The 18079-nt window shown below is 73.9% G+C and carries 1 protein-coding gene; it reads right to left on the reverse strand.

Annotated elements, in window-relative coordinates; genetic code table 11:
* Window positions 1–21 precede the first annotated feature (21 nt).
* Complete coding sequence (locus tag ACGFIE_RS25540; RefSeq protein ID WP_393298949.1) at window positions 22–18072, reverse strand: SDR family NAD(P)-dependent oxidoreductase; 18051 nt, start codon at window positions 18070–18072, stop codon at window positions 22–24.
* Window positions 18073–18079: the final 7 nt, after the last annotated feature.

The following is an 18079-nucleotide window of genomic DNA, read 5'->3' on the forward strand; positions in this document are numbered from 1 at the left end:
TGCACACTTTCGGTTGTCGGGTCAGGAACCGCCGTCGAGGGCGAGCTGGATGAGGTTGTCGACGTCCATCTCGTCGATGTCGTGCGCCTCGTCGCGGGCCGGCTCCCCGGTGTCGTCCGGCCCCGGGGCGAGCTGGCGGATCGCGTCCAGCAGGCCGGCGTCCGCAAGCCGGCGCAGCGGAACTGTCGCCAGCAGCCGGCGCACCTGCGCCTCGTCGGCCACCTCGCCGGTGTCCGTCTCGGGGAACAGCAGCGTCAGCGCGTGAGCGGCCAGCGCGGCGGGAGTCGGGTAGTCGAAGATGAGCGTGGCCGGGAGCCGGACGCCCAGCGGGGCGTTGAGCCGGTTCCGCAGTTCGATCGCGGTCAGCGAGTCGAAGCCGAGCTCGGAGAACGCCCGACCGGCGGCGATCGAGCGCCGGTCCGGATGGCCGAGAGCCGCCGCGGCATGGGTGCGGATCAGGTCGACAACCGTCTCCCGCCGCTCCTCCGGTGATTGCGTGGCCAGCCGGTCGTGCAGGTCGTCCGAGCTGACGGTGCTCTTCGCGACGCGCCGGGCGGGCTGGCGGACCAGGCCCCGCAGCAGCGCAGAGGCGCCCTCGACCGGCCGGTCCAGCAGGAGCCGGGCGGCCACCACCTGCGGACGGCCCGCCGACAGCGACGCGAGGAACAACTCCAGCCCGTCCCGCTCGGACAGTGGCGCGATGCCGGTGCGGGCCAGTCGCGCCACGCCCGTCTCGCCGAGGCCGGACGCCATGCCGCCGGCCGCCCACAGACCCCAGGCCACCGAGACGGCCGGGAGCCCGCGAGCGCCGCGGTGCTGGGCGAGAGCGTCCAAGAACGCGTTGGCGGCGCCGTAGTTGGCCTGCCCGGCGCCGCCGAGGATGCCCGAGGTCGAGGAGAACAGCACGAACGCGGCCAGGTCCCGGTTGCGGGTCAGCTCGTGCAGATGCCAGGCGGCCACCGCCTTGGCCCGCAGGACGGTGCTCATCTTCTCCGGGGTCATCGAGGCGATTACGCCGTCGTCGAGCACACCGGCCGTGTGCACCACGGCGGTCAGTGCCGGAACCGCGTCGATCAGGGCTGCGAGAGGCTCGCGCTCCCCGGCGTCGCAGGCCGCCACCCGCACCCGCGCGCCGTGCGCGGTCAGTTCCGCGACCAGGTCGGACGCGCCCGCCGCATCCGGCCCGCTGCGGCTGACCAGCAGCAGATCGCGGACTCCGTGGTCGGCCACCAGCGAGCGCGCGATGATCCGGCCGAGACCGCCGGTGCCGCCGGTGATCAGGACGGTCCCGTCGCCGAAGGCGGCTGGCTCCGCCCGGTTCACCGTGGCCCGGGCCAGCCGGGGCACCCGCACCGCGCCGGAACGGAGCGCCAGCTGCGGCTCCCCCGACGACAGCGCCGCGTCGACGGTGGCCCCGTCCACCTCGCCGTCCACGTCGAGCAGCACGAACCGGCCGGGATGCTCGGCCTGCGCCGCCCGCACCAGGCCCCAGACGGCGGCGTGGCACGGGTCCACGTCGTGCGCCGGTTCGGTGGCGACGGCCGAACGCGTGACGATCACCAGCCGGGACCCGGCGAACCGGTCGTCGGCGAGCCACTGCCGCATGACCCCCAGCAAGCCGTCGGTGACCTCTGCCAGGCTTCGCGGCAGATCGGCGAGACCCCGCTCCGGGGCCGCGACCAGCACCTGGGCGGGCACCCGCGAGCCGAGGCCGGCCAGATCGGGATGCCGGGGTGCCGCCACGCCGGGCAACGCGGTGCCGATGACGGCCAGATCGCCGGTGGGCTCCCCGGGCGCCGCCGGCACCCAGTCCACCTGGAACAGCCCGTCGCCGGGAGCGGGTGCCGGGGCGGTCGCCGCCGCGCGCAGCGACACGGCGCCGACCCGGGCCACCGGTGCACCCGCGGGGTCCGCGATCGACAGCGTGAAACCGCTGTCCGACCTGGTGATCCGCACCCGGATGCGGGTGGCGCCGGCGGCGTGCAGGGTCGTCCGCTGCCACGAGAACGGCAGGTACGGCCGCCCGCCCGCCGCTTCCTCGAGCAGCCCGCCGGCGGCGATCGCGTGCAGCGTGCCGTCCAGCAGCGCGGGATGCAGGCCGAACCGGGCGGCGTCGGCCCGCGCCGGCTCCGGCAGTTCGAGCTCGGCCAGCACGGCGTCCCCGGCTCGCCAGACCGCCCGCAGCGTGGTGAAGGTCGGGCCGTACTCGATGCCGCTCGCCGCCAGCCGGTCGTACAGGCCGTCGGCGTCGACCGGCTCCGCTCCCGCGGGCGGCCACGGGCCGAGGTCGAACTCCGGGGCGGGGGAGTCGTCGGCGAGGATCCCGGCGGCATGAACCGTCCACGGGCCGTTCCCGGCCCGCGAATGGACAGCCACCCGGCGTCGTCCCGTTTCGTCCGGCGCCGCCACGGTGACCTGCACCCGCGCCGACCCGTCTGCCGGCAGCACCAGCGGCGCCAGCAGGGTCAGTTCCTCGACCGCGCCGGCGCCGGCCTCGTCCGAGGCCCGGATCGCCATCTCGACCAGCGCCGCGCCCGGAACCACCACGGCCCCGTCGACGACGTGGTCGGCGAGCCACGGAGTGGCGGCCACCGAGAGGCGACCGGTGAGGGTGACCGCGTCCGAGTCCGGGGCCGGCATCACCGCGCTGAGCAGCGGGTGGTCGACGACCTCCAGCCCGGCGCCGGTGACGTCGCCGGCCGGGCCGGGAGCGTCGAGCCAGTAGCGCTCGCGCTGGAACGCGTAGGTGGGCAGGTCGACGTGCGCCGCCGGTCGTCCCAGGTGCCGGGTCCAGTCGACGGCGACGCCCGCGACGTGCAGCCGCCCGAGCGCTTCGAGGAACACCCGCACCTCGTCGCGGTCCTTGCGGGCGGTGGGGATCGCCTCGGTCAGGCCGCTGAGGACCCCGTCGGGGCCGATCTCCACCGCGATGTCCGCACCGGCGGCGGCCACGTTGTCGGCAAACCGAACAGCCTGCCGGACGTGCTCCACCCAGTAACCCGGATCGGTCGGGTCACCACTCATGGCCAACGCGATACTCGGCTGCCGGTAGGTGAGCCCCTCGGCCACCTGCCGGAACTCGTCCAGCATCGGCTCCATCAACGGCGAGTGGAACGCGTGACTGACCCGCAACCGGCGCGTCCGCACCCCGACCAACGACGCCTCGACCCGGGCCACACTCTCCTCAGCCCCGGAGACCACCACCGCCGACGGGCCGTTGATCGCCGCGATACCCACCCGCTCGTCGAGCAGCGGCACCACATCAGCCTCCGGCGCGGCGACCGCGAGCATCGCCCCACCCGCCGGCAACGCCTGCATCAACCCGGCCCGGGCGGCGATGAGCGTGCACGCGTCGTCCAGAGACAACACCCCCGCCACATGGGCGGCCGCGATCTCCCCGATCGAATGACCGACCAGGACGTCCGGCTCGACTCCGAGCGAGGTGAGCAGCCGATAGAGGGCCACCTCGAAGGCGAACAACGCCGGCTGCGCGTTACCGGTCTCGCGCAGCTCCTCCTCCGACGAACCCCACATCACCTCCCGCACATCGAGACGTTGCAACACCTCGTCGAGAGCATCGGCGAACACCGGGAACTCGGCAGCCAACTCACGGCCCATACCGAGCCGCTGACTACCCTGACCGGCGAACAGGAACGCCATCCGGCCCACCGGCCGCGTCGCCGGCGCCGATCCAGTGGTCACGACACGTAACCCGGCAACGAGCTCGGCGGTGTCCGCGCAGACCACCAGCGCGCGGTGATCGAGGTGGGCTCGGCCGGTCGCGAGAGCGCGGCCGGCGGCGGCCACGTCCACCCCGTCGCCGTCGCCTAGCCATGCGATCAGCCTGGCGGCCTGCGCCTGGAGCGCTTCCGGGGTCTTCCCCGAGACCGGGACCGGCACCAGCCGGGGAGGCGCGTCGGGGGTGGTCGGCTCGGATGCGGCGGGCGGCTCCTCGAGGATGACGTGCGCGTTGGTCCCGCTGACTCCGAAGGACGAGATCCCGGCCCGGCGCGGGCGGCCGGGGGACTCCCACGGCCGGGCCGCGGTCAGCAGTGACACCGCGCCCGCCGCCCAGTCCACGTGCGGTGTCGGCTCGTCGGCCCCGAGGGTGCGGGGCAGCACCTGATGCCGCATCGCCAGGACCATCTTGATGATGCCGCCGACTCCGGCCGCGGCCTGGGTGTGGCCGATGTTGGACTTGAGCGACCCGAGCCACAGCGGACGATCGTCGGGCCGGTCCTGACCGTAGGTCGCAATGAGCGCCTGCGCCTCGATCGGGTCGCCCAGGGTGGTGCCGGTGCCGTGCGCCTCGACCACGTCGATGTCGGGGGCGGACAGCCCGGCCCCGGCCAGCGCCCGGCGGATCACCCGTTCCTGGGCGGGACCGCTGGGTGCGGTGAGGCCATTGCTGGCGCCGTCCTGGTTGACGGCGCTGCCGCGCACCACGGCGAGCACCGGGTGGCCGAGGCGCCGGGCGTCGGAGAGCCGCTCAACCAGCAGCATGCCCGCCCCCTCGCCCCAGGCGGTGCCGTCGGCGTCCCGGGCGAACGACTTGCACCGTCCGTCCGGCGCGAGCCCGCGCTGACGGGAGAACTCGACAAAGACGTTCGGCGTGGCCAGCACCGTCACGCCGCCGGCCAGGGCGAGGTCGCACTCACCGGAGCGCAGCGCCTGGATCGCCGAGTGCAGTGCGACAAGCGACGACGAGCAGGCCGTGTCCACCGTGACCGCGGGGCCCTCGAAGCCGAACGTGTACGCGATACGCCCCGACGCCACGCTGCCCGCGCTTCCGTTGATGACGTAGCCCTCGTAGCCGTCGGGCGCCTGCGCCAGCCGGCCGCCGTAATCGTGGTACATCACGCCGGTGTAGACGCCGGTGCTGGTGCCGCGCAGTCCGCCCGGGTCGAGTCCGGCCCGCTCCAGGGTTTCCCAGCTGATCTCCAGCAGCAGGCGCTGCTGCGGGTCCATGGCGGTGGCCTCGCGCGGCGAGATGCCGAACACGGCCGGGTCGAACTGGTCGGCGTCGTGCAGGAAGCCGCCGTGCCGGGTGTAACTGGTGCCGGCGTGGCCGGGGTCCGGGTGATAGAGGTTGTCGAGGTCCCAGCCGCGGTTGGCGGGGAAGGTGCTGGCGGTGTTCCGCTCCTCGGTGAGCACCCGCCAGAGGTCCTCGGGGGTGCTGATCCCGCCGGGGTAACGGCAGGCCATGGCGACGATCGCGATCGGCTCGCCGGGGTCGCGTACGACCGTCGCCCCCCGGCCGGCCGCTGTCGTCGCGCCGGTAAGCCGCTCGTGCAGGTGCGCGGCGAGGTCGCGCGGCGTGGGGTGGTTGAACAGCAGCGTGCTCGCGAGCTTCAGCCCGGTGGCCGCGCTGATCCGGTTTCGCAACTCGACCGAGCTCAGCGAGTCGAAGCCCAGGTCCGAGAACGCCAGGTCGGCGTCGATGGCGCCGGTGTGGCCGAGCACGGTCGCCGCACCGGCACGGATCAGGTCCAGCAGCTCGGGCAGACCGCTCGGCTTCCCGGCCGGCGCGACCCGGCGCGCCGGCGCGCGGACCAGTCCCCGGAACACAGCCGGAATCTCGTCGTGACGGCGCAGCTCGGCCAGATCGAGCCGGGCCGGCACGGCCAGCGGCCGGTCGAGCGCGAGTGCGGTGGCGAACAGCGCCATGCCCTCGTCCACAGGCATCGGGCTGATCCCGGTGCGGCGCAGCCGGTCGACGTCGGCCCGCCCGATGGCGCCGGACATCCCGCCGTCGAGCTGCCACAGGCCCCAGGCCAGCGACGTGGCCGGCAGCGACCGGACGCGCCGGTTGGCGGCGAGCGCGTCCAGGAACACGTTGGCCGCAGCGTAGTTGGCCTGGCCGGCGCTTCCAGCCACGCCCGCGACGGACGAGCAGAGCACGAAGAAGTCGAGGTCGTGGCCCTCGGTTAGCTTGTGCAGATGCCAGGCCGCGTCCACCTTGGGCGCGAACACCTCGTCGACCTGCCCGGCGCGCAGGGCGGTGACCGCGCCGTCCGCCACCGCCCCGGCGAGATGCACCACGCCGCTCAGCCGCGGGATCCCGTCGATCAGCGCGGCGACCTGGGCACGGTCGGCGAGATCGGCCGCGACGAACGAGACCTCGGCCCCGAGGCCGGCCAGCTCCTCCCGCATCTGCTCGGCGACGCCGCGGCGGGAGGCGACGACCAGCCGCCCTACCCCGTGCTCGGTCACGAGCCGGCGGGCGATCAGCCGTCCCAGCGCCCCGGTGCCGCCGGTGAGCAGCACAGTGCCGCCGGGCCGCCACCGCTTCGAGGCGGCACCGTCCAGCCGGGGCGCAGCGGTGAGCCGCGGAACCCGGGCCGTGCCGCCACGCAGGGCCAGTTGCGGTTCCCCGGAGGCGAGCGCCGCGGGGACGGCGTTCGCCGACTCCTCCGTGCCGTCGGTGTCGATCAGGGTGAAACAGTCGGGATGCTCGGTCTGGGCCGACCGGATCAGACCCCAGGCGGGCGCGGCCGGCAGGTCGGCCATCTCACCCGGCAGGCCGACCGCGCCGGTGGTCACGACGACGAGGCGCGATCGGGTCAGGCGGCCGTCGGCGAGCCAACGCTGCACCAGAGCGAGAAGGTCCCGAGTGCCGGCGCGGGCGGCCACGGCCACGTCGGCGGCGGGCGCGACGGTGTGGGCGGCGAGCACGACCTCGGGCACGTCCTCGCCGGCGTCCAGCGCCCGCCACAGCGCATCCGCCGCGGGGCCGGACGTGCCGATCTCGAACATCGGGGAAGGACCACCCGCCGGCGGCAGGGGCGTTTCCGGCCACTCCACGGTGTACATCGGCTTCTCGGGCCGGAGCTGGCCGGCGGACGCGGGCCGGAGGGTCAGCGACTCGACCGTCAGCACCGGCGTCCCGGCCGCGTCGCTGACCGTGACGGCGACCTCGTCCGGCCCGATCGGTGCCAACCGCACCCGCAGCGCGGCGGCACCGGCGGCGTGCAGCCGGACGCCCGACCAGGTGAACGGCAGCAGCGACCGGTCGTCGCCGGGCCGGTCGAAAAGGGCCAGCGTGACCGGGTGCAGGGCGGCGTCGAGCAGCGCCGGGTGCACGCCGAAGCGGGCGGCGTCGGCCTCGGGGGCCTCGATCTCGGCGTACAGGTCGGCGCCGGACCGCCACAGGGCCCGCAGACCCTGGAAAGCCGGGCCGTAGGCATAACCCCGGAGGAGCATGTCGGCGTACGGGTCGAGCAGGTCTACCGGCGTCGCCCCGGCCGGTGGCCACTCGGTGAGCGGTGCGCCGGGCATGTCGGCGGGCGCGCCCGCGGTGGCGCTCGCGTGCCGGGTCCAGGGCGCGCCGTCGTCGTCGCGGGCGTAGATCCGCACGGCCCGTTCGCCGCCGTCCCCGGCCGCGTCCAGCAGGACGCGCAGTTGAGTGGTGCGGCCGGGGGCGAGAACGAGCGGGCTCTCCAGGGTCAGCTCGGTCAGGCCGGCCTGTCCGGCGTGCTCGGCCGCGCGCAACGCCAGCTCGGCGAATGCGGTGCCCGGTAGGATCACCGCGCCGAGTACGTCGTGGTCGGCGAGCCAGGGGTGCGTGGCCAGGGACAGCCGGCCGGTGAGCAGAAGCGCGCCGGTGCCGGGAATGTCGGTCGCGCCGGTCAGGAACGGGTGGTCGAGCGATCCCAGCCCGTCTGCTCCGGCCTTTCCCGCCTCCAGCCAGTAGCGCTCGCGCTGGAACGCGTAGGTGGGCAGCTCGATCGACCCGGCCGGTTCGCCGAGGTAGGAGGTCCAGTCCACGGCGACGCCCGCGACGTGCAGGCGGGCGAGCGCCTCGACGAACGACACCACCTCGTCGCGGTCCCTGCGGGCCGTCGGGATCGCATCGGTCAGGCCGCTGAGGACACCGTCGGGGCCGATCTCCACCGCGATGTCGACGTTCGCGGCGGCCACGTTGTCGGCGAAGCGAACAGCCTGACGTACGTGCTCCACCCAGTAACCCGGGTCGGTCGGGTCACCACTCATGGCCAGCGCGATGCTCGGCTGCCGGTAGGTGAGCCCCTCGGCCACCTGCCGGAACTCGTCCAGCATCGGCTCCATCAACGGCGAGTGGAACGCGTGACTGACCCGCAACCGGCGCGTCCGCACCCCGACCAACGACGCCTCGACCCGGGCCACACTCTCCTCAGCCCCGGAGACCACGACCGCCGACGGGCCGTTGATCGCCGCGATACCCACCCGGTCATCGAGCAGCGGCACCACATCAGCCTCCGGCGCGGCGACCGCGAGCATCGCCCCACCCGCCGGCAACGCCTGCATCAACCCGGCCCGGGCGGCGATGAGCGTGCACGCGTCGTCCAGAGACAACACCCCCGCCACATGGGCGGCGGCGATCTCCCCGATCGAATGACCGACCAGGACGTCCGGCTCGACTCCGAGCGAGGTGAGCAGCCGATAGAGGGCCACCTCGAAGGCGAACAACGCGGGCTGCGCGTTACCGGTCTCGCGCAGCTCCTCCTCCGACGAGCCCCACATCACCTCCCGCACATCGAGACGTTGCAACACCTCGTCGAGGGCGTCGGCGAACACCGGGAACTCGGCAGCCAACTCACGGCCCATACCGAGTCGGTGGCTACCCTGACCCGAGAACAGGAACCCCAGCCGGCCGGCCGCGCCGCTGCCGACGTGCACGCCGGCCGCCGCCTGACCGGCGGCAAGCGAGCGCAGCCCGGCCGTCAGCTCGTCCCGCGACGAGCCGACCACCGTCGCCCGGTGCGCGTGGCGCGTGCGGGTCAGCAGGGCCGCGCCGACCATCACCGGATCGGCCCTCTCATCCACATGCGACAGAAGCTTCGCGGCCTGTGCTCGCAACCCCTCCTCAGTGCGCGCGGACACCAGCCATGGCACGACAGCAGGTTCGCGCTGCCTCTGGATCGGGCCCGGACCGGGCTCGCCCTGCTCGATGATGACGTGCGCGTTGGTGCCGGAGAACCCGAACGAGGAGATGCCGGCCCGTCGCGGTCGTCCGTCGCCGGTCCACTCCCGCGGCTCGGTCAGCAGCTCCACGGCACCGGCCGACCAGTCCACGTGCCGGGACGGCTCGTCCACGTGCAGCGTCTTCGGGAGGACCCCGTGCCGCATCGCCATGACCATCTTGATCACACCGGCGACACCCGCCGCCGCCTGCGTGTGCCCGAGGTTCGACTTGATCGAACCCAAGAACAGGGGGCGTTCCCGGTCCTGACCGTAGGTCGCGATCAGGGCCTGCGCCTCGATCGGATCACCCAACGTCGTACCGGTACCGTGCGCCTCCACCACGTCGACGTCGGCCGCGTTCACTCCCGAGTTGGCCAGGGCCTGGCGGATCACCCGTTGCTGCGACGGGCCGTTCGGGGCGGTCAACCCGTTGGACGCGCCGTCCTGGTTGACCGCGGAACCCCGTACCACCGCAAGGATCTGGTGGTTGTTGCGCCGCGCGTCGGAGAGCCGCTCCACCAGCAGCACACCAACACCCTCACCCCAGCCGGTGCCGTCGGCCGAGTCCGCGAACGCCTTGCACCGACCGTCCGGCGAGAGACCACGCTGACGGGAGAACTCCACGAACGTGCCCGGCGTCGCCATGACCATCGCCCCGCCGGCCAGGGCCAGGTCACACTCACCCGAGCGCAATGACTGCACCGCCAGGTGCAGAGCCACCAACGACGACGAACACGCCGTGTCCACAGTGACCGCCGGACCCTCGAAGCCGAACGAGTACGCCACCCGCCCAGACGAGATGCTCGCCGAGCCACCGGTCAGCAGGTAGCCCTCGATCTCGGCCGGCGCTTCGTGCCGGCGCGGCCCGTAGTCCTGGGGCGCCAGGCCCGCGAAGACGCCGGTGCTGCTGCCGTGCAGGGACGCCGGGTCGATGCCGCCGTGTTCGAGGGCCTCCCACGACGTCTCCAGCAGCAGCCGCTGCTGCGGGTCCATCGCCAGCGCCTCGCGGGGCGAGATGCCGAAGAACGCGGCGTCGAAGTCGCCGGCGTCGTAGAGGAAGCCGCCGTGCCGGGTGTAGGCGGTGCCCTTGCGGCCGGGGTCCGGGTCGTACAGCCGGTCGAGGTCCCAGCCCCGATCCGCAGGGAACTCACCGATCACGTCGGCGCCGGAGGCGACCAGCCGCCACAGGTCCTCGGGAGAGGTCACGCCGCCGGGATAGCGGCAGGCCATGCCCACGATCGCGATCGGCTCGTCGGCGGCGACCGTGGTCCGGGCCCCGGCCGTCGTGGCGGCGGCGGCGCTGAGCAGCTCGCCGCGCAGGAAGCCGGCGAGCGATGTGGCGGTGGGGTAGTCGTACAGCAGGGTGGCGGGCAGCCGGAGACCGGTCGCGGCGTTCAGCCGATTGCGCAGCTCGACTGCGGTCAGCGAATCGAACCCGGCGTCCTTGAAGGCCTGTCCGTCGGTGAGGGTGCCGGGATCGGCGTGCCCGAGCACGAGGGCGGCCTGCCCGCGCACGAGATCGAGCAGAGTGGCGTCCTGTTGTTCACGGTCCAGGCCGGCCAGCCGCTGACCGAGCGGCGTGACCGTCTCGCCGACGGAGCGGCGGGCCGAGGTGTGTCGGACGAGGCCGCGAAGCAGCGGCGGAACCGGGCCGCCGGCGAGCCGCCCGGCGCCGAGCAGGGCGGGCACGACGGTGGCCGCGCCGCCGGCCAGCGCGGCGTCGAACATCGCCAGCCCCCGCTCGGGCGGGATCGGGTCGACGCCGGCCCGCGACCACCGGGCCACCGCCGTCGTGTCGAGGGCGCCGGCCATGCCGCCCGCCGTGCCGTCCCACAGCCCCCACGCCATGGTGGTGGCGGGCAGGCCGGTGGCGCGCCGATGCCGGGCCAGTCCGTCGAGGAAGGCGTTGGCGGCGGCGTAGTTCGCCTGGCCCGCGCTGCCGAGGACGGCGGCGATCGAGCCGAACAGCACGAACGCGTGCAGGTCGAGGTCCCTGGTGAGCTCGTGCAGGTGCCATGCCGGGTCGGCCTTGGGGCGCCAGACGGTGTCGACCCGTTCCGGCGTCAGCGCGGGGATGATGCCGTCGTCGAGCGAACCCGCGGCGTGCACCACCGCAGCGAGCCCCGGGCCGAGGTCGGCGATCAGGGCAGACAGCGCGTCGCGGTCGGCGACGTCGCAGGCCGTGACCCGCACCCGGGCGCCGAGCGTGGTCAGCTCCGCAGCCAGATCGGCGGCCCCGGGCGCGTCCGGTCCGCTGCGGCTCACCAGCACGAGGTCCCGCACGCCGTGGCCGGTGACCAGGTGCCGGCTGATCAGCGTGCCGAGCGTGCCGGTGGCCCCGGTGACCAGCACCGTGCCGCCTGCCGGCCAGGATGAGCCGGCGTCGGCCGGAGGTGGCGCGGAGGCGAGCCGGGGGACGAGGATCTCGCCGGCCCGGATGGCCAACTGCGGTTCGCCGGTGGCGAGCGCGGCGGCGACCCCGGCCGCCGATCGGTCGTCGTCGTCCAGGTCCAGCAGCACGATCCGGTCGGGGAACTCACTCTGAGCGGTACGTACCAGGCCCCACACGGCTGCGTCGGCCACCGTGCCGGCCGTGTCGCCGAGCAGGCCACGAGTGACGACGACGAGCCGGGCATCGGTGAACCGCTCGCCGTCCACCCACTCCTGGATCAGCTTCAGCACCCGGGCGACGGCGTCGCGCGCCTCCTCGGCCGTTTCCGCACCGCCGGCCGACAGCACGTGGCTCTCGCCGGCGAGGGTGGTCAGATCCTGGTGACGGCGCGCGCCGGGAACGGTGAGTCCGCCACCGAGCACGGCGATGCCCAGGTCTGCGGCGGAAGGCGACGGGACCGGCAGCGGCCGCCACTCGACCTCGAAGACGGTGGCCAGTTCCGCCGGCGCGACCTCGGCCCAGGAGACGGTGCCGAGCGTGACCGACTCGACGACGGCGACCGGTGCGCCGGCCTGGTCGGTGACGCTCACCGTCCAGACGTCGTCGCCGGCCGGTGACACTCGCGCCCGCAGCCGGGTCGCCCCGCTCGCGAACACCGAGACCCCGGTCCACGAGAGCGGCAGCCGCAGGCCCGGCCCCTGGTCGGGGGCGTCCGCGAGGTGGGCGTGCAGGATCGCGTCCAGCAGCAGCGGGTGCATGGCGAAGCCGTCGCCGGTCACGCCCTCGGGAAGCCGCACGTCGACGTAGGTGTGGCCGTCGCGCTGGCGGACCGACCGCAGGACCGCAGCGATCGGTCCGGTCGGGAAGCCGTGCGCCGCCAGCCGTTCGTACACCGCCGGGACGTCGATGCTCTCGCCGCCCGGCTGGTCGGAGGGGACCGGTCGGGCGTCTCCGCCGAGCACGCCGGTGGCGTGGCAGGTCCACTCCGGGGTGTGCCGGCCGCGAGCGTAGATCGCCACCGGGGCGTGCCCGGACTCCTCGGGGCCGACCGTGACCTGAACGTCGATCGGCGCCCCCGCGGCCAGCGGCCGGTGCAGGGTCAGGTTCTCCACCCGGTTGAGGCCGGCCTGTTCCCCGGCGCTCAGCGCGAGCTCGACCAGCGTGGCGCCGGACAGCGCGACCGTCGACGCCGGGTCGTCGCCGAGCCAGGGCGCGCCGGCCGCCGACACGGAACCACTGAGCAGCACCGTTCCGCCGGCCGGTCGCAGTGCGGTGCCGAGGATCGGGTGGGTGGTCGGCGACGTCTCGATCCCGGCCGGGTCGGTGCTGCTCGACCAGTAGTACTCGTGCTGGAACGCGTAGGTGGGCAGGTCGACGTGCCCGGCCGGTTCGCCGAGGTAGGAGGTCCAGTCGACGGCGAAGCCACCGGCGTGCAGCCGCCCGAGCGCCTCGACGAAGGTCCGCACCTCGTCGCGGTCCTTGCGCGCCGTCGGGATCGCATCGGTCAGGCCGCTGAGAACACCGTCGGGTCCGATCTCCACCGCGATGTCGACGTTCGCGGCGGCCACGTTGTCGGCGAAGCGAACAGCCTGACGTACGTGCTCCACCCAGTAACCCGGGTCGGTCGGGTCACCACTCATGGCCAACGCGATGCTCGGCTGCCGATAGGTCAAACCCTCAGCCACCCGCCGGAACTCCTCCAGCATCGGCTCCATCAACGGCGAGTGGAACGCGTGACTGACCCGCAACCGGCGCGTCCGCACCCCGACCAACGCCGCCTCGACCCGGGCCACACTCTCCTCAGCCCCGGAGACCACCACCGCCGACGGGCCGTTGATCGCCGCGATACCCACCCGCTCATCGAGCAGCGGCACCACATCAGCCTCCGGCGCGGCGACCGCGAGCATCGCCCCACCCGCCGGCAACGCCTGCATCAACCCGGCCCGGGCGGCGATGAGCGTGCACGCGTCGTCCAGAGACAACACACCCGCCACATGGGCGGCGGCGATCTCCCCGATCGAATGACCCACCAACACATCCGGCTCGACACCGAACGACGTCAGCAACCGGAACAACGCGACCTCGAACGCGAACAACGCCGGCTGCGCGCTACCGGTCTCGCGCAACTCCTCCTCGGACGAGCCCCACATCACGTCCCGGACGTTCAGGCGTTCCAGCACCTCGTCGAGAGCGTCGGCGAACACCGGGAACTCGGCAGCCAACTCACGGCCCATACCGAGTCGCTGACTACCCTGACCCGAGAACAGGAACCCCAGCCGGCCGGTGGCCCCGACGCCGCTCCCGCTTCCACGCAGGGCTGCCGGGTTGTCGGCGCCGGCCGTCACCGCGTCCAGCGCGCGCTGGAGCTCGCCGAGATCGGCGCCGAGCACCACCGCCCGATGTGCGAGCAGCGCACGGCCGCCGGCCAGCGCCGCGCCCACGTCGACCGGATCCGCCGCGGGATGCGCGGTGACCCAGGCCCGGAGCCGATCGGTCTGTCCGCGCAGGGCCGTCGGGTTGTGCGCCGAGATCACCCACGGCACGATCCGGGCGTGCCTTGGCGACACCGGGGCCGGGGCGGGTGGCGGCTCCTCCACGATGACGTGCGCGTTGGTTCCGCTGATGCCGAAGGACGAGATCCCAGCCCGGCGCGGACGCTCGCCGGTGGCCCACGGGCGGGCCTCGGTGAGCAGCTCGACGCCGCCGGCCGCCCACCGCACGTGCGGGCTCGGCTCATCGGCGTGCAGGGTGCGGGGGAGCTGGCCGTACCGCATTGCCTGGACCATCTTGATGATCCCGCCGACCCCCGCTGCGGCCTGACTGTGGCCGATGTTCGACTTCAGCGAGCCGAGCCACACCGGGCGGTCGGCGGACCGGTCCCGGCCGTAGGTCGCGATCAGCGCCTCCGCCTCGATCGGATCGCCCAGGCTGGTGCCGGTGCCGTGCGCCTCGACCGCGTCCACGTCGGCGGCGGACAGGCCGGCATTGGCCAGCGCCTGCCGGATCACCCGTTCCTGGGACGGGCCGTTCGGCGCGGTCAGGCCGTTGCTCGCGCCGTCCTGATTGATCGCCGAACCACGGACCACCGCCAGGACCGGATGCCCGTTACGCTGGGCGTCGGAGAGCCGCTCGACCAGCAGCATGCCGGCGCCCTCGGCCCACGCGGTGCCGTCGGCGCCCGCCGCGAATGACCGGCAGCGGCCGTCCGGGGACAGGCCGCGCTGCCGGGAGAACTCGATGAACATGCCCGGCGTGGCCATCACAGTTGCCCCGCCTGCCAGCGCCAGGTCGCACTCGCCGGAGCGCAGCGCCTGAATCGCCGAGTGCAGCGCGACCAGCGACGACGAACACGCCGTGTCGACGGTGACGGCGGGACCCTCCAGGCCCAGCGCGTAGGCGACCCGGCCGGATGCGACGCTGACCGATCTTCCGGTGAGCGCGTAGCCCTCGCCGTCCCCGGACGCCTCGTGCAGGCGGGGGCCGTAGTCCTGCGCCATCACACCGGCGAACACCCCGGTGCGGGTGCCGCGCAGGGTGGCCGGGTTCACCCCGGCCCGTTCGATCGCCTCCCACGAGGTCTCCAGCAGCAACCGCTGCTGGGGGTCCATGGCGAGCGCCTCCCGGGGGGAGATGCCAAAGAACGCCGGGTCGAACCGGGCCGCGTCGCGCAGGAACCCACCGTGTCGGGTGTAGGACGTGCCGCGATGCGCGGGATCGGGGTGGTAGAGACGGTCGAGGTTCCAGCCCCGGTCGGCGGGAAACTCGCCGATCGCGTCGACGGCGCCGGCGACCAGGTGCCACAGGTCGTCCGGCGAGGTGACGCCGCCGGGATAGCGGCAGGCCATGCCGACGACGGCGATCGGCTCGCCGGCGTGGCTTGCCGGCGCCACGCCGACCGGCTCGGCGCCGGTGTCCCGCAGATGCTCGGCGAGGCGCCGTAGGTCGGGGTGGTTGAACAGAGCGATCGGGGACAGCGACGTGCCGAGGCCGGCGTTGATGTGCGTGCACAGTTCGGCCGCGCCGATCGAGTCGAGCCCGAGGTCGCTGAACGGGCGGTCGGCGTCGACGCCGGCCGGGTCCGGGTAGCCGAGCACGACCGCGGCGGCGCCACGCAGGACGGCGAGGACGTCCCGCTGCCCGGTGACGGCGGCGACCGGGGTGGGCCGCGAGCCGAGCCAGTGGCGGGTGCGCTGGAAGGCGTACGTCGGCAGGGGCACCCGTCGTGCCCCGGACCCGGCGAACAGCGCGGACCAGTCGACCTCGTGCCCGTGAACGTGCAGCCCGGCCACCGCGCGCAGCAGCGTCCGCGGTTCCGGCCGGCCCTCGCGCTGGGTGGACAGGAACATCGCGCCCGGGACGTTGCCCGGTCCCATGGCGGTCAGCACCGCATCCGGTCCGACCTCGAGGAAGGTGGCGATGCCAGTGTCGGCCAGCGCGCTCAGGCCGGCGCCGAAGCGCACCGCCTCCCGCACGTGCCGCACCCAGTGCTCGGCCGAGCACAGTTGCCCGGCGTCCGCGTGCGTGCCGGTGAGGTTGGAGACGATCGGGATTTCCGGTGCGTGGTAGGTGAGACCGCCCGCTACCTGCTGGAACTCCGCCAGCATCGGCTCCATCAGGGGCGAGTGGAACGCGTGGCTCACCCGCAGGCGCCGGGTCCGCCGGCCCCGGCTCGCGAAGTCCGCCGCGATCCGGGTGACGTCCGGGTCGGCCCCTGAGATCACCACGGCCCGCGGCCCGTTGATCGCCGCGATGCCCGCCTGTACGCCGTCCAGGGCCGCCAGCACCTCGTCCTCGCCGGCCTCCAGCGCGACCATCGCCCCACCCGCGGGCAGCGCGTCCATCAGCGCGCCCCGCGCCGACACGAGCGCGCAGGCGTCCGGCAGGGACAGCACGCCGGCGATGTGCGCCGCGGTGATCTCGCCGATCGAATGCCCGATCAGCGCCCCCGGCCGTACGCCCCAGTGCTCCAGCAGGCGGGTGAGCGCCACCTCGAAGGCGAACAGTGCCGGCTGGATGACCGCGGTCCGGTCGAGCGGTTCCGGGTCGTCGCCGAACATCACCGCCCGCAGGCTCGGGTCGAAGTGGCCGAGGACCTCGTCGAATGCGGCGGCGAAGACCGGGTACGTCGCGTGCAGCTCCCGTCCCATCCTGGGCTGCTGGCTGCCCTGTCCGGAGTAGACGAACGCCACCGGCGCCGCCGGGTCCGTGCCCGTCCGGCCGGCGACGACCTCGGTGACCGGCTCGCCGCGGGCGAATCGGGCGAGATCGCCGGCGGGGTCGTCGCCGAGCACGACCGCGCGGTGTTCGAACGTCTGCCGGGTCGTCGCGGCCGAGAAGGCGGCGTCGGCCAGGTCGGCCGGGTCCAGGCGGGCCAGGTGGTCGCCGAGCCGGGCGGCCTGGGCCCGCAGGGCCTTCTCGCCGCGCCCGGAGACCAGCGTCGGCAGGGGACCGGTGACGCCCGTCGGCCGGGGCGCGGGGTCGTCGGTGAGGGGACCGGAAGCGAGGACGACGTGGCAGTTGGCGCCGCCGACACCGAACGAGCTGACGCCCGCGGCCAGCGGGCCAGTGCTGGTCAGCGGCGTGCGCTCGCTGTTGACGCGGATGTTGAGCTCGTCGAACGGGATCGACGGGTTCGGCGTCCGGTAGTTCAGGCTGGCGGGCAGCTCGCGGTGTTCCAGGGCCAGCGCTGCCTTGAGCAGGCCGACGATGCCGGCGGCACCCTCCAGGTGACCCACGTTGGTCTTGGCCGAGCCGACCGGCAGCGGCGTGGTCCGTCCGGCACCCACGGCGTCGCCGAGCGCGTGCGCCTCGACCGGGTCACCGACGCGGGTGCCGGTCCCGTGCAGCTCGACGAACGCGAGGTCGGCCGGGGTGATCCCGGCCCGCCGGTGGGCCAGTTGGATGACGTCGGCCTGGGCCTGCCGGTCCGGGACGGTGAGGCCGCTGCCGGCGCCGTCGTTGTTGACCGCGCTGCCGAGGATCACGCAGCGGATCCGGTCGCCGTCGGCCCTGGCCCGCGCCAGCGGCTTGAGGACGATCATTCCGCCGCCCTCGCCCCGCACGTAGCCGTTCGCCCGGGCGTCGAAGGTGAAGCACCGTCCGTCGGGCGACAGCGCACCGAACCGGTCGGCGGTGACGGTGCTGTCTGGTACGAGGTTGAGGTTGACGCCGCCGACCACGGCCAGCTGGGACTCGCCCGACCGCAGGCTCTGGCAGGCCAGGTGGACGGCGGTGAGCGAGGACGACTGGGCGGAGTCGACGGTCAGGCTGGGACCGCGCAGACCCAGCACATAGGAGACCCGGTTGGCCAGTAGGGAACGGCTCAGCCCGGTGAGGGTGTGCCGGTTCACCGAGCCACCGACCAGACTCGCGTAGTCGCCGTTCATGACACCGACGAAGACGGCGGCGGCGGTGTCCCGCAGCCGGGACGCGACGATGCCGGCGTCCTCGAGCGCCTCCCAGCAGAGTTCCAGCACGAGCCGCTGCTGCGGGTCCATCATGGCGGCTTCGTCGGGGGCGATGTTGAAGAACTCGGCGTCGAAATCGGCTACGGCATCGAGGAATCCGCCGCGCCCGGCACCACCGGTGCCGGGCGCGGCCAATTCCCGCCGATCGCCCGGAGGAGCCGTGATCGCGTCCACGCCGTCGCGCAGCAACCGCCAGAACGCCTTGGGGGTAGGCGCCTGGGGGAGGCGGCAGGACATACCCACGATCGCGACAGCGTCATCGAACACCATTGGCTCT

This window comes from Micromonospora sp. NPDC049275 (assembly GCF_043197115.1).
In the GTDB taxonomy this organism is placed as follows: Bacteria; Actinomycetota; Actinomycetes; order Mycobacteriales; family Micromonosporaceae; genus Micromonospora.

What these genes read in the sequence shown, in the direction of transcription:
- ACGFIE_RS25540 (WP_393298949.1), bottom strand. Translation starts at nt 18,072, where the DNA reads ATGGTGTTCGATGACGCTGTCGCGATCGTGGGTATGTCCTGCCGCCTC.